The following is a 19,596-nucleotide window of genomic DNA, read 5'->3' as shown; positions in this document are numbered from 1 at the left end:
CATCCCTTCTAGGCGTGACGCGCGAAGACGCGCGTGCCGCCGCCCTTGAGGATCAGCAGGGTCTCATAGGGTTCCCGCTGGTCGTCGGGCGTCTCCATGCCGGTAGACCCCAGCGGCATGCCAGGAACGACGAGGCCCTCGCCCTCCGGACGTTCGGCCAGAAGCTTGCGCACATCCGCGGCCGGCACCCGGCCCTCCAGCACATAGCCGCCGACCAACACCGTGTGGCAGGAGGCGAGCGCCTCCGGCACGCCCTGGGTGCTGCGTATGGAGCGGAGGTCCGGAAGTTCATTGACCTGCGCCTCGAAACCCGCGCCGCGCATGTGGTCCACCCAGGCCGTGCAGCAGCCGCAGGTCGGGGTCTTGTACACCACGAGCCCGGTCGACGGCCGAGCGCCGGGAGCGCAGGCCGCGACCGTGACAGATTCGGCCTCCGCGAGCAGAAAAACGCGGCGTGAAAGCGTGAGCATCGATCTCATGGTCCCTCTGGCGAGCGATATCTGGAGGCCGCCGGTGACGGTTGCCGCCGCGATCAGGCGGTGGGCGGAAGGGTTGGGCCGAGGAGTGATAGACGTCGAACCTCCACTCGTCACCCCGCTTGCGCAGCACGCTCGTGGCCGCTCCGCGACACTCGATGGGGCCCCGGGCGCCGTCCTTGAAGGTGATGTGGCAAGTATAGGTCTCGGTCACGAAGGCGGTGTCGCCGTCAACCTTGACCTTCATATGATGGTTGCGGAAGTCGAAGCCAGCCGGTCCTGAAGTTAGGTCCTTCGGCCCGCAAAGCGCCCCTCCCCTTTCCCCATTCAGGCAGCTTGGGTTGCCGCCGCCCAGGCGTCATCGGCCAGACCTCGCGGGGAGCGGAGGCCGGCTCGGGACATCAGCTGGGGCTGGAGATTGACCGCGTTGCAGATCGAACCGTGGCTGGAAAGGAAACGCCGGGCTGAGCCTTGGGATTTGAACTTCTGCTGTTTGCGTTCTCGTCGTCGGATCAGGAGGTGCGAGTTTTCGGCGCGATTGTTCTCCCGCATCCCGCCGGGGCGGTGACGAGCCTGGAGTTTCAGCACCTTCATCGCCGCCCGGTATGAGGCCAGCTTATCGGTGACGATGGCCTCCGGATGGATCCCGCTGTTGCGCAAGAGGCGGCGCGGCAGCTTCAGCTCCGCCTGCTTGTTCCGGCGCTTCTGGACCAGAACGTCGAACACCTCGCCCTCGTCATCGACAGCGCGCCACAGATACATTCGCCGGCCACCGATCTTCACGACAACCTCATCCAGGTGCCAACGGCCGGTAGGGCGTGATCTCGCCCGGCGCAGGTTGGCGGCAATCAGAGGCTCAACTTGATCACCCAGCACCGGATCGCCTCGATCCCGCGTTTGGCCATCAACTTCCACGTCATGAATGCTGAGCGTGAACCGGAAATACCAGCGCACCGCCTGCAAGATCACAGCGCCGGGGGAACCGATGCCGCTTGAAACTGATCAGATCCATCCCGCCTCCTGGCCTATCGGCCAAACCGGAGACAAGTAAGCGTTAGACTGCCAGCACCGCCACGCACTTCCTGGATAGCTGCCGGGTCCCTGTAACCCGGGAAATAACCCTGACATTACCGCGCCTTCGTCGAACCCGGAGACGGACAGGCTGTCTTTGGTCGCGGAATATTGTCTGCAACGCCCCGCTTTTGCCGCCCCGGTCTCCGTTCGCTCGGCGACGGGTCGTTCTTCCTTGGCTGGGCCCGCCCCTGAAAACAGGGAATTACAGGGAAATTGCTCCGATTTCCGATCCCAAACGCGTTTCGACCTGCCGACAACCCTCACTACGACCGGGAATCCGGGCGACGCGCCGCGTCCTTTTCCCGTGAGACGAACAGGGAAGTTGCTCCGGGCTAACAATCTTTCAGCGAAATCCGACCGACGGTTGGCCCACTGACACCACCCACTCGCCCTGTCAGAATTTCCAGCCGAGGCGGAGGCTGATCATGCGAGGTCGGTTGGGTACGACGTAGGTCCTGGCGCCGCAGACCTGTTCGGCGCACTGGGCATAGCGATACAGACTGGCCCGTTCGTCGGTGACATTGCTGACGGCCAGGGTCGCGGTCCAGACATCGCTGGCCAGGCCGGCTGACAGGTCGGCCGTCGTATAGGCGGGCTGCTCGCCAATGATCGCTCGCTCGATCAGCCGCAGATCGGTCCAGTTTTCGCCGACATAGACCATCGATCCCTGGACGAACCCGTCGAGGCTGCCGAGAGGAAATTCGTAGCGGGCCGTCATGTTGGCCTTGAACCTGGGCGTGACCGGCAGTTCGGTGCCCTCCGGTGACTGCGGAGTCGGGCAGTTGGTTTCGGGCGACCCGTCCGGTGCAAGGAACCCACAATAGTTTTCGGAGAGTTCAGCGTCCGTATAGGCCATCGCACCCGACAGGGTCAGGTCAGGGGTCACCCGCCAAACCACGTCGCTCTCGGCGCCCATCACCCGGGCCTGGGCCGCATTCTTGATCTCGGTCAGCCCGTTCGATCCGAGGATGGAGAACTGGAAGTCCTCCCACTGAAGGGCGTAAACCGCACCGTTCCAGCGCAGACTGCCATCCATCCAGGTGGTCTTCCAGCCCATCTCATGATTGGTCAGGAAGTCTGAATCATAGGGCGGCAGGGTGCCGCGCCGATTGATGCCGCCGGGGCGATAGCCGGTCGACCAGGTGGCATAGACCATGCGGTCTTCGTCGATCTTATAGGTAAGGTTCAGCCTATGGGTCGAGCCGCTTTCCTCGACACTCTTGTCAAGGTTGGTGCAGGGCGAATCGGGGACAATCGGCCCGGAGAAGCAGGAACCCTCGCCCAGCGTGGCGCTGTACCCCGTGCCGAAGCCGAAGAAGCCGCGCAGGGAGTTCTCGGACCTGAAGAGCCGCAGGCCGCCGGTCAGGGTGAGTCGATCGGTGAGGTCGTAGGAAAGCTCTCCAAACACGGCCGTGTCGTCATCCTCTCGGACCTGCTGCGTCAGCCACAGGGTGTCAGGCTGGCCTGTGACCTCCAGCGAGGGGACCGCCCCCCCGGGGCCGGCAAGGCCGTCGATCCGATATTTCTGTTCGATGTCATGCGTTTGCTGCTGGTAAAACACGCCGGCCACGGCGCGGAGACGGGCGTCCGTGGGCGACGACAGCCGAACCTCGTGGCTGTTGCGCCGGTACTGGTCGGTGGCTTGGATATACTGCGACGGATTGTCGAGCGGCGTGCCGGAGTCGTCGGTCCAGTAGGCCCCGTAGCCGGCCAAGGTGTCATAGAAGAAGGAATAGTCCGAGTAGTCCTGCTGTATCTCGTCATTGCGGTTCATATGGGCCCCGGCGTAGACGAGGTCCCAGCTACCGACGCGTCCGGTAACCGTGAGCGCCGCCTGGTGCCAGCGGTCCTCAAGGGTTTCAGGATAGAAATGGCTGGCCTTCAGGTCGCCCTTGGCCGGGTCATAAGACCAGTTGCCATTGCTGTCGGCGGTCTGTCCCATCAGGGACGCCGTGGCCGTCCAGGTATCGTCCAGCTCGATCCTGAGCGCGGCCCGGCCGCCCATCACGGTGGAGTCGTTGTAGTCATCCTCGACCCGGCTGGCGTTGTTAATGGTCGCCCCCGAGGTCGGATAGGTGAGGGTTCCGGCGACATTGTCGATGTAACCGGCATCCTGCCGGTACCAGCCGACGACGCGGGCGGCGATGCGCTCACTGATCGGCAGATTGACGAAGCCCTCGACGCTGCCGCCGACTCCGCCGTGGGCCACCGAATTGGCCTCCACATCGACTTGTCCGTAGCGCCGGCTGAAGTCGGGCTTGTTGGTGATCAGGCGGATCGTCCCGGCTTGGGAACTGGCCCCGTACAGGGTGCCCTGCGGGCCGGCCAGCGCCTCGACCCGGCTCATGTCATAGACATTGACGTCGAGAGGCCCCTGGATGGTCGTGACCGGTTGTTCGTCCAGATAGACGCCGACGCTGGGAAGGGAACCAGAATGGTTGCCGTCCCCGCCGCTGGCGATGCCGCGCATATAGACGCCCGAGAATCCCGGAGCGATGGTCTGGTAGGAGACGCTGGGCAGGAGTTTGACGTAGTCGTTGAAGTCCGACACCCCCATCTGCTCGAGCCGTTCACCGCCGAGCGCCTGGATACTGATGGGCACGTCCTGCAGGTTCTCGTCACGCTTCTGGGCGGTGACGATAATGTCGTCGATCGTGGTTGTCCGCTCAGCGTCCTGGGCCATTGCGGCCGGGACGCCGGCCAGCATGGTGCTGCCCATCAGGGCCGCCGACCAAAGAGCGCCCCGCACTCTCCCGCCAAACTTCATCTTGATCATGTCAGCCCCCCGACGGTTCAGGTGCACAGTAGCGCGGGTCCGGCGGGGGAATGTCAATGCTACATTATTCCCCGGTCGGGCGGAATCGCATTGATCCGTCATCGGATCCTGTCGCGGCGCCGCACACGGGCGCCTACTGCCGCCAGATTCGCCGGGAATCCCCGAGGGCCGTCTCCAGGGGCCCCAGCCATGGCCGGTAGTGGCGCCACTGCTCGAGGGCATCCGAAAAGATCGGGCGTCGCACCTGTTCCGAACTCGCGGTCCGCACGGCGCGCTCGGTCTCGTGAAATCGCAGGCAGGATTCTTCAAAGGGAAGGCCGCAATGATCGAGCAGGGCCCTGGTCTGCGTCTCCGGATCGGCGATCATGTCCTCATAGATCACCCGGTGCACGCGACCGGGCAGGACCTCATCGAAATGCCGCATCAGGGCGACGTAGTCAGCGTAGTAGCGACCCAGGTCAGAGAGGTCGTAGGAGAAATTCTGGCCGCGCGCGAAATGCTGTTTGAAGGCGGAAAAACAGCCGGCCATCGGATGCCGTCGGGCGTCGATGATCTTCGCCTTCGGCAGGATCAGATGGATCAGCCCGACATGAGCGAAATTATTGGGCATTTTGTCGATAAAGAACGGACGATCGGTCTTCCGGTGCACCTGGGTCCGCGCGAGGTATTCTTCACCGAGGGCGGAAAGGTCTGCGGGGTCTAGCTCCGTCAGACTCTCGGGGTAGCTCGTGGCCCCCCGCCCCTCGGGCCCGCCGCCCAACCGTCGCGCCAGTGAGATGATGTCGGGCAGTTCCTGGGTTCCCTCCACCGCCGTATGGCTCGACAAAATCTGTTCAATCAAGGTTGAACCGGCCCGGGGCAGACCCACGACGAAGATCGGATCCGGCAGCGGACAGCCCGCCCCGGCCTTGCGGGCCAGCAGGTCCGCGGTGAACACGACGCGGGACCGCTCCATGTGCGAAGTCGTGGCGGCGGCGTCATAGCGCTCGCGCGCACGACGTAGTCCGGCCCCCTGCTGGTAGTGGTCGAACGAGGGGCCGTAGCGGCCGGCGTCCTCAAACGCCTTGCCGAGCGCAAAGGCCAGATGCAGCCGGTCCTCGTCGGAGATATCCGCACGGACCCACTGACGCTCCATCTCGGCGATGTCGGCGGTGGTGAAGACCCGGGTCTTGAGATTGGCCAGACTCCACCAGGCCTCTCCCATATGAGGTGCGAGGGACGCAGCGCGGCGATAGGCGTCAATACACTCGGCCTGACGCCCGACGGTCTTGAGCGCATGGCCGAAGCTGAGCCAGACCCGGGGTTGATCCGGAAGCGCCTTGAGCAGGGAACTCCAGATCGCGATGGCCTCGTCATAATCGCCGACCCGGCCGAGCGCAGCGGCCTTGAGATTCAGATAGGTGGGGCGGTTCGGTTCGAGGCTCAGCAGCTGCTCCAGCTGCGCCAATGCAGCGACGGCCTTGTTCTGGCGGTAGAGGACGGTCGCATAGTTGTGCCGCGCGGGCGCAAAGCCCGGGGCCAGTTCGACGCAGCGCTCCAACAGACGTTCGGCGTCGTCGAGCCGACCGAGCCGCCCCCCGGTTTCGGCGAGCATGCGGATTGCCGGTACATTGAACGGATCGCGCTTGAGATAGTCCCTTAGCAAGCGTTCAGCGATGGCCAGACGATTGTCAGCCAGCGCCGCCCCGGCTTCCAGCAGGACCGGATCTGAGACCGATGAACGGATCTCCTCGGCGGTGGCGACCGCCGCGCCCGCGTCGTCCCCGCACATCGCCAATTGCTCGGCCAGGGCGCGCCAAGCGGAGGTCAGGCCGGGATCCAGCGTCACGGCGCGTTTCATGGCAATGATGGCGGTATTGCCCTGGCCCAGATCGGCCAGGGCGAGTCCGATCGCGGCATGCAGCGGTCCCCAGTCGGGCCGGGTCGCCAACAATGGCTCCAGGGCCGCCAAGGCTGCCTCCGGCGCGCCTCGTCGGCGCCGGGCTGAGGCCAGCAACACCAGTGCTTCTGCTTCCTCTGGATGGAGCCGCAGGATCTCGTCTGCCTGGGCCTCCGCGAGCATTGGGTCGTCGGACATCAGACGATACCCATGCGCAAGCGCCTTTGTCAGATCGGCGCTTGCGGCCGGGCCCGGATCGGCCGCTGACATCATCATTGCTCCCCGCATATCGCCTCGACAGCGTTGTCAGACTGACAGTGCGAGGTCGAACCGTGCCCTACGTCGGCCGCCTCAGGCAACCGTAGGGCTCTGTCATCTGTGGATGGCCCCGCGCGCCTGTCGTTCCGCCCCTTGAAGGGCCCGCCACGGCGGGATTTGCGCCCCGTCTCCGGTCGCTGAGCGGCCTTCCGCCACTCCACACGCGACACTTGCCGCCTCCTTCAGCGGCAGAGTCTCCGCGAGCCGCGCGAGAGTAAGGTTTCCCTGTTTTTCTCGTTTTTGGCCGTCCTGGGGGACGGCCGCTTGCTCCTGGTCTCGCACGCAAAGCGCCGCCAGCAGGGGCTTGCCCTGCTTGCCGGCCCCGCCAATCATGGCTCAGATCACCCGGGGACTCTCGTTATGGCTGGCAGCATCAGAAGCAGGCTTTCGACCCGCCGCGATAACCAGACGTCCCGCAATCAGACTTCGGCGACAGCGGCGCGCAGGTGCTCGCCCACCGTTTGGGCGTGCCTGAGAAGTCCGGCGTTTTCGATGGCCGACATCGAGGCCGCCGGATCGACCGCAAAGACTTCGACGCCGCCGTCGGTCTGCTGGACCACGACGTTGCAGGGCAGCATGACGCCGACGTGGGACTCCATCTTCAGGGCCTCATGGGCCATGACCGGGTTGCAGGCGCCGAGGATGCGGTAGGGGCGGAAGTCCTCCCCGATCTTCGCCTTGAGCGTGGCCTGAACGTCGATCTCGGTGAGGACGCCGAAGCCGTGTTTCTGCAACGCGGCGCGGGTCCGCTCGACGACAGCCTCGAAGTCGCCTTCGATCGTGCGGGCGTAAAAATAGGTCATGATGTCTGGTCCTGGGGTTTGTCGCGGTAGATGTCGCAGAGCAGGGCGATGAGGCGGGCCGCGGCCGGATCCGAGATGCCGTAGTAGATGGTCTGGGCCTCGCGCCGCGGAGCGATGACGTCGGCCTCGCGCAGGCGGGCGAGATGCTGCGAACAGGCTGACTGTGACAGGCCCGCATAGCCGGCCAACTCGCCGACCGCGCACTCACCTTCGCTCAGCCGGCACATGAGCATCAACCGCTGCTCGTTGGCGAACAGCCGCATGAGGCGGGCGGCGGGAGCGGCGCTGGCCTCGAGCTCGGCGAGGGCGGCGGCGTTCGGCATGGGCAGGGCGTCGGTCATGGGGTCTCTTGCGCGGCTGGGGGCGCGGCCAAGGGGCGGCCGTCGTCTTTCAACGCGATATAGATAGCGGGGATCACCAGCACCGTCAGAATCGTCGAGGAGATCAGCCCGAACAGCAGGGAGATGGCCAGACCCTGGAAGATTGGATCGAACAGGATCACCGCCGCGCCGATCATGGCCGCCAGGGCGGTGAGCAGGATCGGCTTGAAGCGGATGGCGCCCGCCTCCAGCAGGACCTCGCGCAGGGGTCGTCCCGGCGTTCGGGCATGGCGGATGAAGTCGACCAGCAGGATCGAGTTTCGCACGATGATCCCCGCCAGGGCGATGAAGCCGATCATCGAGGTGGCGGTAAAGGGCGCGCCGAACAGCATGTGGCCGATGACGATGCCGATCAGGGTCAGGGGGATGGGCGTCAGGATCACCAGGGGGATGCGGAAGTCCTTGAACTGGGCGACGACCAGAACATAGATCCCCAGCAGGGCCACGCCGAAAGCCGCGCCCATGTCGCGGAAGGTCACCCAGGTGATCTCCCATTCGCCGTCCCACAGCACGGTGGGGACTGTCTCGTCCGACGGCTGGCCGTTGAGCCGTACCTCGGGACGCGGCAGACCCTTCCAGTCGTGGGCCTTGATGGCGGCGTCGATGGCCAGGATGCCGTAGATCGGGGCCTCGAACTCGCCGGCCAGTTCGGCGGTGACCATCTCGGCGGCCCGGCCGTCACGGCGGTAGACGGGCCAGCTCGCCAGCTCGTGACGGGCCTCGACCACCTCCCCCAGTTCGACCAGCCGCCGGCCGCCGTCCAGCGTGGTCACAGCCACCGGCATGACGGCCATCTGCTCGTTCCACGTCCGGGCCGACTGGGGCAGGCGCACGGCGATCTCCACCGGGGTGCGCTCGTCATCGCGCGCGGCGTAGCCGAGGATCTGGCCGCCCATGACGGCGGCGATGGAGTCGTGCACCTCGCGCTCGGACAGGCCAAAGCGTTCGATCTTCTCGCGGTCGGGGATCAGGCGCAGGACCGGACGGCGGACGCCGTAGCTGTTGTCCACATCAACGACCGAGGACTCGGCCCGGAACAGGGTTTCCAGTTCGGCGGCCACCGCGCGGCGGGTGGCGGGATCGGGGCCGTAGACCTCGGCCAACAGGGTCGCCAGCACCGGCGGTCCCGGTGGAGCCTCGACCACCTTGATCGACGATCCGGCCGGCAGCGGCAGGTCGGCCAGGCGGCGGCGCAGGTCAAGGGCGATGGCGTGGCTGCTACGGCTGCGCTCGCCCTTGGGGGCGAGCATCACCGCAAGGTCGCCCTGTTCGGCGCCCGTGCGCAGGAAATAGTGACGCACCAGACCGTTGAAATTGAACGGCGCCGCGGTTCCGGCATAGCTTTCGAGCGATTCGACCTCAGACAGGGTTCCCGCCACGGCCGCAGCCCCGGCCAGGGTGCGCTCGGTGGCCTCGAGACTGGTTCCCTCGGGCATGTCCAGCACGACCTGCAGCTCGGACTTGTTGTCGAACGGCAGCAGCTTCACCGGCACGGCCCGGAAGCCGAACATCGACATGGCCAGCAGGGTGGCGACACCGACCACGATCAGGAAAGTCCAGGCGCTGCGGCGCGTGCGGATCACCGGCGTGGCCACCTTGCGGTAGAGGCGACCGAGCCTCCCCTCGCCGTGCTCGTGACCCTTGCCCCCGGCCAGGGTCTTGCGGGCGAGACGGATCATCAGCCAGGGCGCGATGACCACGGCGACGAAGAAGGAGAAGACCATGGCCGCCGAGGCGTTGACCGGGATCGGCGCCATATACGGTCCCATCAGGCCCGAGACGAACAGCATCGGCAGCAGGGCCGCGACCACGGTCAGGGTGGCGACCACGGTCGGGTTGCCGACCTCGGCAACGGCCTCGACGGTGGCCTGCGCGCGGCTGCGGTCGTCGTTCATGGCCCAGTGGCGGGCGATGTTCTCGATCATGACGATGGCGTCGTCGACGAGGATGCCGATCGAGAAGATCAGGGCGAACAGGCTGACCCGGTTGATGGTGTAGCCCATCAGGTTGGAGGCGAAGAGAGTGAGCAGGATGGTCGTGGGAATGACCACCGCCGTGACGCCCGCCTCGCGCCAGCCGATGGCGAAGCCGATCAGGATGACGATGGAGATCGTGGCCAGACCGAGGTGCATCAGCAGCTCATTGGCTTTCTCATTGGCCGTCTCGCCGTAGTCGCGGGTGACCACGACCTCGAGTCCATCGGGGATCAGCGTGCCCTTCAGCGCCTCGACCCGTTGCATCACCCCGTGCGAAACGACCACGGCGTTGGCGCCCTGACGCTTGGCGACGGCCAGGCTGACCGCCGGGGTCCGGCTCCAGCCGTCGCCGGCGCGGGCGTAGTGGGCGGCGCGGGCCTGGTCCTCCCGCGGAGCCTGGACGACGGTCGCGACGTCGCGCAGGTAGACAGGCTCGCCGGCCATCGAACGGACGGTCAGCAGGGAGGCGTCGTCGGGCGTGGCCAGCCGCTCGCCCGAGCGCAGCGCCACGGCCTGGCCCTGGTCGCGGAAGGCGCCGGCCGGGAAGCTGCGGTTGGCCTGGGCGACGGTCTCGAGCACCGAGGACAGGGCGACGCCGCGCGCCGCCATGCGGGCGGGATCGGGCTCGACCCGGATCTCGGACGGGCGGCCCCCGACGATGAAGGTCAGGCCGACGTCTTCGACCTTGCCGATCTCGGTGCGCAAGCGGACGGCGACGTCGTACAGGGCCTGGTCGCTCCAGCGCCCGGCGGCGTCGGCGCGCGGCGTCAGGGTCAGGACTACGGCGGGCACGTCATTGATGCCCCGGGTGACGATCTGCGGCTCGGACACCCCGACGGGAATGGAGCCGTAGTTGGCGCGCACCTTCTCATGCACCCGGACCGCTGCGTCGTCGGGGTCCGAGCCGACCACGAAGCGGGCGGTGACCATAACCTGGTCGTCCTGCACCTGGGTGTAGACGTGCTCGACGCCGTCGATGCTGCGCACGATGGCTTCCAGCGGCTTGGCCGCCAGTTCGGTGGCGTCGGAGGCGCTCAGCCCCGGGGCCGCGACCATGATGTCGACCATCGGCACGCTGATCTGCGGCTCCTCCTCGCGGGGGATCGACATGAGAGCCATCAGGCCGACGGCGATGGCCGCCAGCAGCATCAGGGGGGTCAGCGGCGAATTCAGTGTGGCCTTTGTCAGCCGTCCGGACAGGCCGAGGTTCATCGGGCCGTCTCCGGAGCCAGAACGACATTGCCGACGGCGAGACCCGACAACACCTCGACACGGTCACCACTGACGGGGCCGCCCAGCTGGACCGGCGCCTCACTGACGCGGCCGGCGCGGTCGACGGTGCGGACGAAGTCGATGCCGTATCGGGTGGAGACGACGCGGCGGGGGATGACCAGCGCGCGCCGTTGTCCCACCGGCACCTGGACGGTGACGCGCTGCCCGACCCGGTCGCTGCTCAGGCCGGCGACGGTGATGTCCGCGGTGGTCTGGCCGGCGTTGGACGCCGGATAGACCTGGGCGATGGTCCCGGCGCTGACGCCGGGCAGGTCCTCGGACGAAATGACGACGCTTTGACCGACCCGCAGGTTGCGGCCCTGGGCCTCCGGCAATTCCAGCCTCAGGACGAGCGGTCCGGCGGTGATCGTGGCGACCGATTGTCCGGCGTTGACCACCGAGCCTGCGGGCACGTCGGCGGCGAGCACCCGGCCTGACGTCGGGGCGAGAATCCGGCCCTGGGCCCCGGTCTCGGCGCTGGCCGAGCGCACGGCGCGCGCCGCCCGGACCTGGGCGCTGGCGGCCTGGGAGGCGGCGAGAGCCTGGTCGAGCCGGGCCTGGGCGTAGATGCCTCGATCGAACAGGGTCTGGATTCGTGACAGGTCGGCCCGGGCGCGCGCGGCCTCGGCCTCGGCAGCCGCGACCTGGGCGCCGTACGCCGCCGTCTCAAGTCCGACCCGGTTGTCGGTGACCACGCCGATGACCTCGCCCTGGCGCACCGTATCGCCTTCGCGCACGTTCAACTGGGTGAGCGTGCCCGGAATGCGGGCGCGCGCCTCGCCGAGATCGCGCGACGCAACCACAGCCGAGGCCGGCTTGACCGCGTCGATCAGGGCTTCCGCCACGGAGAGGCGCTCCCCCCGCGCGGGCGCCGTGGCGGCGACCTCGGGCTTCGGGCCGCAAGCCGACAGACCGCTTGCCAGAAGGGCGGTGGCGGCGAGGGCGGCGAACAGGGCCGTCGGCTTCGTCATCAGAGGATTATCCTTATGTAAGCTTGCGCTAATATTAGGTGGTACTAATATGAATGCAAGCCTGAGAACTGTCCTCCCGGCGCCGATCGTGAGCCTTGATACGGATCAAGGCGCGGCGGACCGGGCGGCGCAGGATCGGGCATCTCAGAACGTCCCGCGAAGGAGAGCGCCTATGAACCGGCCCACCATCGTCATCATCGGCGCAGGCCTGGGCGGCGCTATCGCCGCCTATGATCTGCGCCACGTTCTTGGCGAACGCGCGCGGATCGTCATGGTTTCGAAGGGAGACACTTTCCATTTCACCCCGTCCAATCCCTGGGTGGCGGTGAACTGGCGCAAGCGCGAAGCCATCGAAGTCAGCCTGCCGGAGGTGATGAAGCGCAAAGGCGTAGAGTTCATCAACGTCGGCGTGAGCCGCATCCGGCCCGCTGAAAAAGGCATCGACCTGGCCGACGGTCGGGCGCTTCACTACGACTATCTGGTCATCGCTACCGGGCCCGAGTTGGCCTTCGACGAGATTCCGGGCCTCGGCCCGAACGGGCATACGGTGTCGATCTGCCATGTCGATCATGCGGTCGAGGCCGCCACTGCCTTCGACGAGTTCGTGAAGAACCCCGGCCCGATCGTGGTCGGAGCGGTCCAGGGCGCGTCATGCTTCGGCCCGGCCTATGAATTCGCCATGATCCTCGATACCGAACTGCGCCGTCGCAAGCTGCGCGACAAGGTGCCGATGACCTTCGTCACCTCGGAACCCTACATCGGCCACCTCGGCCTCGACGGGGTCGGCGACACCAAGGGCCTGCTGGAAAGCGAGATGCGTCAGCGGCACATCAAATGGATCACCAACGCCAAGGTGAAGAGCGTCGACGCCGGCATGATGCATATCGAGGAGGTCGGCGAGGACGGCACCGTCAAGGCGAATCACGACCTGCCCTTCGCCTACTCCATGATGCTGCCGGCCTTCCGCGGGGTCGAGGCCGTGCGCGGGATCGAGGGACTGACCAATCCGCGCGGCTTCATCCTCGTCGACAAGCACCAGCGCAATCCGACTTGGCCCGACATCTTCGCCCTCGGCGTCTGCATCGCCATTCCGCCGACCGGGCCGACCCCGGTGCCTGTCGGCGTGCCCAAGACCGGCTTCATGATCGAGAGCATGGTCTCGGCCATTTCGGCCAATCTGAAGCAGATCCTCGACGGCGAGGCGCCGAGCTTCGAGGCCAGCTGGAACGCTATCTGCCTGGCTGATTTCGGCGACGGCGGCGTGGCGTTCATGGCCCAACCGCAGATCCCGCCGCGCAATATCAACTGGTCCGCCAGCGGTGGCTGGGTGCACACGGCCAAGGTCGCCTTCGAGAGCTACTTTCTGCACAAGGTCCGCAAGGGTCAGGCCGAGCCGCTCTACGAGAAGCTGGCCCTCGATCTGATCGGCGCCCACAAGCTGCGCCGCACCACCCAGTCCACCCCCGTACAGGAGTCCAAGGCATGAGCCTCGACCGCGCCGTCATGATGTTTGCCGGGTTCATGGTGCTGGTCAGCGTGGCGCTGACCCATTGGATTCATCCGGCCTGGATGTGGCTGACGATGTTCGTGGGCCTCAACCTGCTGCAGGCCTCGATCACCGGATTCTGCCCGGCCGCCATGCTGTTCCGACGGCTCGGCGTGCGGCCCGGCACGGCGTTCCGCTAGGCCGACCATCGGAAGCCGCCAGGGCCTTCAGGCCCCGAGGCGGAGGTCACGCAGGCGGGTCCGAAGCGACGCCGGGCTCTCGGACACACGGTCATGGGACTCGGTGTGCGCCACCTCGAGGCCGGCGTGCGCCATCGCTCGCCTCAGCTGGCCGAGCGCGCGCGGCGCGGCGATCAGGACCAGGTCCTGATAGCTCCCCCGGCGCATGATCTCGGCAGCCTTAACGCCTACACGGCCAACGAAATCCGCCTCGCGCCGGTCCTGTGGCGTCGGCCCGTCGCCTGTGTGGGAAGCCGGGCCGAAACGGTCATGGGTGCGGGTCCGTGAGCTGGAGGCCTCAGGCCGATGGGACGCCAGATCGCCAAGTTGGGCGGTGACGTCCGTCAACGGTCCTCCACGGCGCCGTTCCTCAAACAGCCGGGCCTGCCGTCCGTCGGCGACCACGATCAGGCTTGATCCCATGATATCCATGCAGTCCTCCTTCGGAGCCTGTTGCGGACAATGTAGCCAGCGGCGATCCCTGCCTTGATCGACATCAAGGCAGGGATCGCCTTGGTGAACGACAGAGAGCCGACTGCAGGAGACACCCATGACGACTCGCGCGCTGCCTCACTGGTCGGATGGACTGCTCAGCGATATCAGCGCCCGGCCCCAACCGGTCTTCCTCGCAGCACTGGCGTTCATCCTGGTCGGCGCGGTTGTTGCCTTGGCGCCTGAGCCGGCAGGCGTTGTACTTGGCGGAACATCGGGCTGGGCGCTTTGGATAGCGGGCATCACCATACTCGCTATCTGGCTGCTCTTGCTGCTCGGTGGGCGACCGCTTGGGGCCCTCTTGATCGCCGGCGCCGCGGCGGCGGGCTTCGGGACCCTTCTCTTCTACAGTCCACGCACCGGAGCGTTCGCAGTGGTAATTCTGGCGATCTCGACTCTGGTCGTGGACGGCGGCATCCAGCTGGCGTTGGCCCTGAAGCTTCATCCCGCGGGCGCCTGGAGATGGCTCTTCGCCTCCGCCCTTGCCTCCGCCGTCGCCGCGATCGCCGTCACAGGCGGAACCTTCACGGGTGCAGCGTCGGGCTGGGGACCAGTCGTTGGAATGGCCTTGATCAGCAGCGGCCTGGTGCTGGTGCTCCTGACCCGGACAGCTTCCCGTCCGGCCTCACAGGCTTCTGATTGACCTCATGGGCGCTCAGACGACCTCGACAGGTCGGCGTCGTCCTGGCGTCCGAGGTCCCGACCGATCAGAGTCGCCTACGTATCAGCCCGTAGGGAAGGTCGCCTAGGGGTCGCTCCCGAATAACCAGAACCGTCGTGGTCGCCTATCCCTGTCTTCATCAAGACGAGGAGGCCCGCCATGACGCCGACCCTGCTTCAGCAGACTTTCGACAACGCACCGAGCGGCGCCGAGGAATGGACCGGCGCCGCGCGCCTGACCTTCCGACAGGGCGAAGAGATTTACGCCCAGGACGAGGACGCTGACCTGATTTATCGTCTCGTCCGCGGCGCGGTCCGGACCAGCCATCTGCTGGCCGACGGCCGTCGTCAGATCGGCGACTTCTACTACGAGGGAGATGTGCTCGGGGTCGCGATGACCTCAACCCACCGGTTCTCGGCCGAAGCCTTGGGCGATTGCGAAGTCCTCGCTATCCGCCGCTCCGGCTCCGCAGCCTACGACGCCGGCCGCCTCGAGCGCATGATCTGGCAAGCGACCGCCACCGAACTGGGCCGCACGCAATCCCACATGCTGTTGCTCGGAAGGGCGACAGCCTGCGAAAGGGTCGCCCGCTTCCTGCTCGACATCGCCGACCGTTTCCGCGGCGAGATTGTCGCGCTGCCGATGAGCCGCCAGGACATGGCGGATTATCTGGGGCTCACCATCGAGACGATCTCCCGCATGCTGGGGAGGCTGCAGGCGGAGGGTCTCGTCGAGTTCATTGGAGCCCGCAGATACCGCATCCGGCGGCTCGGCGCCTTGTCGGACATGGCCGCCGCCTGACCCTCGCGCGCAATTCGCGTCAGTATGTTAGACTGGTCGATGGACAGCCACAGGATGTGGTCTCGTTCCGAGGGGGCCGGTGCAAATTCGATTCACCATCTCCGAGACGATGACCCGCCGATACGGCTATATGGCCGCGATCATCGGCGCGATCCTCGCGTTCGGCATTCGATTGGCGTTGGAGCCTGCCTTCGGCGATCGCTCGTTCTTCGTGCTTTATGTACCGGTCGTTCTCGTGGCTGCGGCGCTCGGTGGCCGCGGCCCGGGCCTAGCGGCGACAGCGTTCTGCCTGGCCTCCGGCGCGATCCATCTGCAGAGCGCCCTCTGGAACGACACGGCCAACCTCTACAACGCGTTGGGTTTCGCCCTGTTGGGCCCCTTCGTGGCGGAGGGGGGAGAGCGCTTGTGGCGCCGAAGCCGCGAGGCGACCAGCCGTCAGGCTCACCTGCAATCGATCCTCGAAACGGTCCCGGAGGCGATGATCGTCATCGATGCGAGCGGCATCATCCAGTCGTTCAGCGCCGCCGCCGTCAGACTGTTCGGCTGGACATCCGAAGAGGCGATCGGGCGCAACGTCAGCTGTCTCATGCCCACCCCCTATCGATCCGAGCACGACAGCTACCTGGAACGATATCTCCGTACCGGGGAACGGAGGATCATCGGCGTCGGTCGGATCGTCGTCGGCGAGCGCAAGGACGGCTCCACTTTTCCAATGGAACTGGCCGTGGGAGAGGCCGCCGTTGGAGAGAGCCGGTTCTTCACAGGCTTTGTCCGGGATCTGACCGAGCGGCGTGATCAGGAGCGGCGGCTGCAGCAGTTGCAGTCGGAGTTGATGCATGTCTCACGCCTCACCGCGATGGGTGAAATGGCGTCATCTCTGGCTCATGAGTTGAACCAGCCGCTTTCGGCCGTCGCCAGCTATATGAAGGGGTCGGTGACCCTGCTTGAGGGTCCCGAGCCTGATCTGGTCAAGCTGCGTAGCGCGCTCGACCGCGCGGGCGACCAGGCGCTGAGGGCGGGCGACATCATCAAGCGTCTCAGAGAGTTCGTGGCCAAGGGCGAAACGGAACACACGCTCGAGGATCCGGCCAAGGTGATGGAAGAGGCAAGCGCGCTTGCGCTGGTCGGCGTCAAGGATCAGGACGTGCGGGTGGACCTGCGGCTGGCCCGAAATGTCGGTTCGGTGATGGTCGACAAGATCCAGATTCAGCAGGTGGCGCTAAACCTGATACGCAACGCCATCGACGCCATGGTCGATGCGCCGCGGCGGCAGCTGGAAATCCGGGTGTGCGCCGACGACGCCTGGACTATCCGGATCAGCGTCGCCGACACCGGGCCGGGCCTGAACCCGGAGGTGCGCGAACGCCTCTTTCAGCCCTTCGTCACGACCAAGGCGACCGGCATGGGCGTAGGGCTGTCAATCTGTCGCACCATCATCGAAGCCCATGGCGGGCGAATCTGGGCGGAAGATAATAGCGGTGGTGGCGCAGTCTTCGCATTCACCCTGCCCCGCGCTGAGGAGAACGCCCTTGTCTGATCTGGTGCATGTCATCGATGACGACGACGGCCTGCGCGATGCGCTTGCCTTCCTGCTCGACGTGAACGGCCTCAAAGCCTGTTTCTATGCCTCGGCGGGTGACTTCCTTGAGGCCCTCCCGGTCGGGGAAGGTTGCATCCTCACTGACATTCGAATGCCTGGCCTGACAGGTCTGGAGTTGGTGAGCGAGCTCGGGCGCCGCGGCTCTGTCACGCCGGTGATCGTGATGACAGGGCATGGCGACGTCCCGCTGGCGGTGGAGGCCATGAAGGCGGGGGTTGTCGATTTCATCGAAAAGCCATTCGATGACGAACGTCTGATCGGCTCGATCCGCGACGCCCTTTCGGCGCCCCGGGCGGCCGAGGGATCGGATGCCCTGCGCAAGAGCGCTGAAGGGCGTCTCGCGCAGCTGTCGCCCCGCGAAAGGGACGTCTTGGCGGGCGTGGTGGGGGGGAAGCTCAACAAGCAGATCGCGTTCGAGCTGGAGATCAGCCCCAGAACTGTGGAGATCTACCGGGCCAACCTGATGACCAAGTCCGGGGCTCGCAATGTCGCGGAACTGATGCGGATCGCGCTGGCTGCCGGCCTCTGATTTGTTCCATGTCAAGGCGCGCGCCGCACGGCGGCGCCAAGGGTCGGCGGTCCCCGTCCTCCGAGTGAGTTCCAGTGTCCTCCACCAAAGACAAGTCAGGACGGACTCTCCTGATCGTCGATGACGATCAAGAAGTCTTGAGAGCCCTCGCCTTTGTGGCCGACACACGCGGCTTTGAGGTGGCCTGTTGCAGGACCGCCGGGGAAGCCGTGGCGCTCGCGGGTCCGGGACGGCGCTTCGCTTGCCTGATCATCGACCAGATGCTGAGCGGTGATCGCGGGATCGATCTCCTTGCGACCCTGCGGAACCGCGGGATCGAAGGACCCGCGATTCTGATCACGACCTCCCCCTCCGACACGCTGCGACGCCGGGCCGCCGCGGCGGGCGCGCCGATCGTCGAGAAGCCGCTGCTCGACGAGATGCTGTTCACGCAGATCGACCGCCTGATGCGGGCTGATTGACATCGGTCAAGGCGGCCCGCGTCAGATCCGCCGAGATGGGGGAAGCCGAAGGAGAGTCTGAATGACCCGAGCTACCCGAGCCGCGTCCGTCGTCGCAACCCTGGTGTGGGGAGCCGCCCTTCTCAGCAGCTGCGCCACCCCGACGCCTTACCACCCGGCGTCACCGACCGATCCCGCCCACACAGACGGCTACCATGAGCTGCAGGTCGAGCGGGAACGCTGGCGGGTCGTCTTCGCCGGCAACAGCCTCACGTCCCGCGAGACGGTAGAGACCTATCTGCTGTACCGGGCGGCCGAGCTCACTCTGGAGAACGGCCATGACTGGTTCCATGCGGTCGAGCGTGACACGGAGGAGCACGTCACCCTGATCGTACGCGAACCGATCGGGGCGTGGGGACCGGGCTGGGAGCCGCATTGGCGCTACGCTTACGGGACCCGCGCCGGCTGGCGATCATGGGATCGCCACAGTGGGGACACTGAATTCGATGTCCGTCGGATCACCACCTACGAAGCCGTCGCCGAGGTGGTGATGCGCCGCGGGACAAAGCCCGCAGGCGATGCGCGAGCCTTCGATGCACGAGCGGTCAAGGCCTCGCTCGAAGATCGCATTGTCCGCCCGGAGCCCTGAGGCCATGAACCGTCTGATCGACAAGGTCGCCATAATTACCGGCGGCGCCGTGGGCCTTGGCCGTGCAACCGCGATCCGCATGGCGGAAGAAGGCGCCTCCGTCGCGCTTCTTGACGTTCTCGACGCCGAGGGGCTGGAGCTGGTCCGGATGCTCAGGGAGCGGGGCCTGGCCATCGCCTATTGGCATTGCGACGTGTCGAGCGAGCGCGAGGTGAAATCCGTGATGCTCGAGATTATCGAGCAGTTCGGCCGCCTCGATATCCTGGTCAACAACGCCGGCGTGGCCGGGGCCAACAAGCCGACGCACGAGATCACCGAGGCAGAATGGGACTGGGTCCAGGCGATCAACGTCAAAGGCGTGTTCTTTTGCACCAAGCACGCCATCCCCCACCTGAAACAATCGGGCGGGGGATCGATCATCAACCTGTCGTCGATCTACGGGCTGGTCGGCGGGCCGGACGTGCCGCCGTATCACGCCTCGAAGGGGGCGGTGCGGCTGATGACCAAGACCGACGCCCTGATCTATGCCGCTGACAGGATTCGGGTGAACTCGATCCACCCGGGCTTCATCTGGACGCCGATGGTCGAAAACCATCTGGCGAGCCAAGGCGATCTGGAAGAGGGCCGAAAGGCGACGGCCGCCCTGCATCCGCTCGGCCATATCGGAGAGCCGGATGACATCGCCTGGGGCGCCGTCTACCTCGCCTCTGACGAAGCGAAATTCGTCACGGGAGCCGAACTCGTCATCGACGGCGGCTACACCGCCCGCTGATC

Annotated in this window: 18 protein-coding genes and 1 pseudogene; 9 read left to right on the top strand and 10 right to left on the bottom strand. The window is 66.2% G+C overall.

Annotated elements, in window-relative coordinates; genetic code table 11:
- Nucleotides 1–8 precede the first annotated feature (8 nt).
- The 9 genes and pseudogenes from ACTIEW_RS05120 to ACTIEW_RS05080 all read right to left on the bottom strand — a co-directional run bounded on the left by ACTIEW_RS05120 (nt 9) and on the right by ACTIEW_RS05080 (nt 11,925).
- On the bottom strand, nt 9–374 hold the full coding sequence (locus tag ACTIEW_RS05120) for a DUF411 domain-containing protein (protein ID WP_439476840.1): 366 nt from the start codon (nt 372–374) through the stop codon (nt 9–11).
- Nucleotides 289–807 (bottom strand): YybH family protein, encoded by a 519-nt coding sequence (locus tag ACTIEW_RS05115; protein ID WP_439476991.1) that lies wholly within the window; start codon nt 805–807, stop codon nt 289–291. The genes ACTIEW_RS05120 and ACTIEW_RS05115 overlap by 86 nt, the downstream gene beginning before the upstream one ends.
- Nucleotides 804–1,463 (bottom strand): annotated as a pseudogene (locus tag ACTIEW_RS05110) (IS6 family transposase). Before ACTIEW_RS05110 ends, ACTIEW_RS05115 begins: the two are co-directional and overlap by 4 nt.
- A gap of 481 nt (nt 1,464–1,944) precedes the next feature.
- Nucleotides 1,945–4,326, bottom strand: a complete 2,382-nt coding sequence (locus ACTIEW_RS05105) for a TonB-dependent receptor (RefSeq protein ID WP_439476839.1) — start codon at nt 4,324–4,326, stop codon at nt 1,945–1,947.
- Nucleotides 4,327–4,459: 133 nt separating this feature from the next.
- Complete coding sequence (locus ACTIEW_RS05100) at nt 4,460–6,475, bottom strand: sulfotransferase (RefSeq protein WP_439476990.1); 2,016 nt, start codon at nt 6,473–6,475, stop codon at nt 4,460–4,462.
- 467 nt (nt 6,476–6,942) lie between these two features.
- Nucleotides 6,943–7,326 carry a DUF302 domain-containing protein gene (locus tag ACTIEW_RS05095; RefSeq protein WP_439476838.1) on the bottom strand — a complete coding sequence of 128 codons (384 nt, stop codon included), beginning with the start codon at nt 7,324–7,326 and terminating at the stop codon, nt 6,943–6,945.
- On the bottom strand, nt 7,323–7,667 hold the full coding sequence (locus tag ACTIEW_RS05090; protein WP_439476837.1) for an ArsR/SmtB family transcription factor: 345 nt from the start codon (nt 7,665–7,667) through the stop codon (nt 7,323–7,325). Before ACTIEW_RS05090 ends, ACTIEW_RS05095 begins: the two co-directional genes overlap by 4 nt.
- Nucleotides 7,664–10,894, bottom strand: a complete 3,231-nt coding sequence (locus tag ACTIEW_RS05085) for an efflux RND transporter permease subunit (RefSeq protein WP_439476836.1) — start codon at nt 10,892–10,894, stop codon at nt 7,664–7,666. Before ACTIEW_RS05085 ends, ACTIEW_RS05090 begins: the two co-directional genes overlap by 4 nt.
- On the bottom strand, nt 10,891–11,925 hold the full coding sequence (locus tag ACTIEW_RS05080; RefSeq protein ID WP_439476835.1) for an efflux RND transporter periplasmic adaptor subunit: 1,035 nt from the start codon (nt 11,923–11,925) through the stop codon (nt 10,891–10,893). Before ACTIEW_RS05080 ends, ACTIEW_RS05085 begins: the two co-directional genes overlap by 4 nt.
- A gap of 172 nt (nt 11,926–12,097) precedes the next feature.
- Between ACTIEW_RS05080 and ACTIEW_RS05075 the strand changes: the two genes are divergently transcribed.
- Nucleotides 12,098–13,411: an NAD(P)/FAD-dependent oxidoreductase gene (locus ACTIEW_RS05075; RefSeq protein ID WP_439476834.1), complete on the top strand. Its 1,314-nt coding sequence runs from the start codon at nt 12,098–12,100 to the stop codon at nt 13,409–13,411.
- Nucleotides 13,408–13,611: a YgaP family membrane protein gene (locus ACTIEW_RS05070; RefSeq protein WP_439476833.1), complete on the top strand. Its 204-nt coding sequence runs from the start codon at nt 13,408–13,410 to the stop codon at nt 13,609–13,611. The genes ACTIEW_RS05075 and ACTIEW_RS05070 overlap by 4 nt, the downstream gene beginning before the upstream one ends.
- 27 nt (nt 13,612–13,638) lie before the next feature.
- Here the strand turns inward: ACTIEW_RS05070 and ACTIEW_RS05065 are convergent, their stop codons facing one another.
- The gene (locus tag ACTIEW_RS05065; RefSeq protein ID WP_439476832.1) at nt 13,639–14,082 is read right to left on the bottom strand and encodes a host attachment protein; all 444 of its coding nucleotides are present in this window, start codon (nt 14,080–14,082) and stop codon (nt 13,639–13,641) included.
- Between the two features lie 118 nt (nt 14,083–14,200).
- Here ACTIEW_RS05065 and ACTIEW_RS05060 point away from each other — a divergent pair, with 118 nt between their 5' ends.
- From ACTIEW_RS05060 to ACTIEW_RS05030, 7 genes are all read left to right on the top strand, one after another.
- The gene (locus ACTIEW_RS05060) at nt 14,201–14,785 is read left to right on the top strand and encodes a hypothetical protein (protein WP_439476831.1); all 585 of its coding nucleotides are present in this window, start codon (nt 14,201–14,203) and stop codon (nt 14,783–14,785) included.
- Nucleotides 14,786–14,962: 177 nt separating this feature from the next.
- Nucleotides 14,963–15,604, top strand: a complete 642-nt coding sequence (locus ACTIEW_RS05055; protein ID WP_439476830.1) for a helix-turn-helix domain-containing protein — start codon at nt 14,963–14,965, stop codon at nt 15,602–15,604.
- Between the two features lie 79 nt (nt 15,605–15,683).
- Entirely contained in the window at nt 15,684–17,141 is a 1,458-nt protein-coding gene (locus tag ACTIEW_RS05050; RefSeq protein WP_439476829.1) for a PAS domain S-box protein, read from the top strand.
- Nucleotides 17,134–17,733 carry a response regulator FixJ gene (fixJ, locus tag ACTIEW_RS05045; RefSeq protein WP_439476828.1) on the top strand — a complete coding sequence of 200 codons (600 nt, stop codon included), beginning with the start codon at nt 17,134–17,136 and terminating at the stop codon, nt 17,731–17,733. Before ACTIEW_RS05050 ends, fixJ begins: the two co-directional genes overlap by 8 nt.
- 74 nt (nt 17,734–17,807) lie before the next feature.
- On the top strand, nt 17,808–18,194 hold the full coding sequence (locus tag ACTIEW_RS05040) for a response regulator (RefSeq protein ID WP_439476827.1): 387 nt from the start codon (nt 17,808–17,810) through the stop codon (nt 18,192–18,194).
- 61 nt (nt 18,195–18,255) lie between these two features.
- On the top strand, nt 18,256–18,822 hold the full coding sequence (locus ACTIEW_RS05035) for a CC0125/CC1285 family lipoprotein (protein ID WP_439476826.1): 567 nt from the start codon (nt 18,256–18,258) through the stop codon (nt 18,820–18,822).
- A 4-nt stretch (nt 18,823–18,826) separates the two neighbouring features.
- Nucleotides 18,827–19,594: an SDR family NAD(P)-dependent oxidoreductase gene (locus ACTIEW_RS05030; protein WP_439476825.1), complete on the top strand. Its 768-nt coding sequence runs from the start codon at nt 18,827–18,829 to the stop codon at nt 19,592–19,594.
- Nucleotides 19,595–19,596: the final 2 nt, after the last annotated feature.

This window comes from Brevundimonas sp. (assembly GCF_051860745.1).
GTDB lineage: Bacteria > Pseudomonadota > Alphaproteobacteria > Caulobacterales > Caulobacteraceae > Brevundimonas.
The sequence above is the reverse complement of the archived record's forward strand: the minus strand, read 5'-3'. Positions and strand labels throughout refer to the sequence as shown.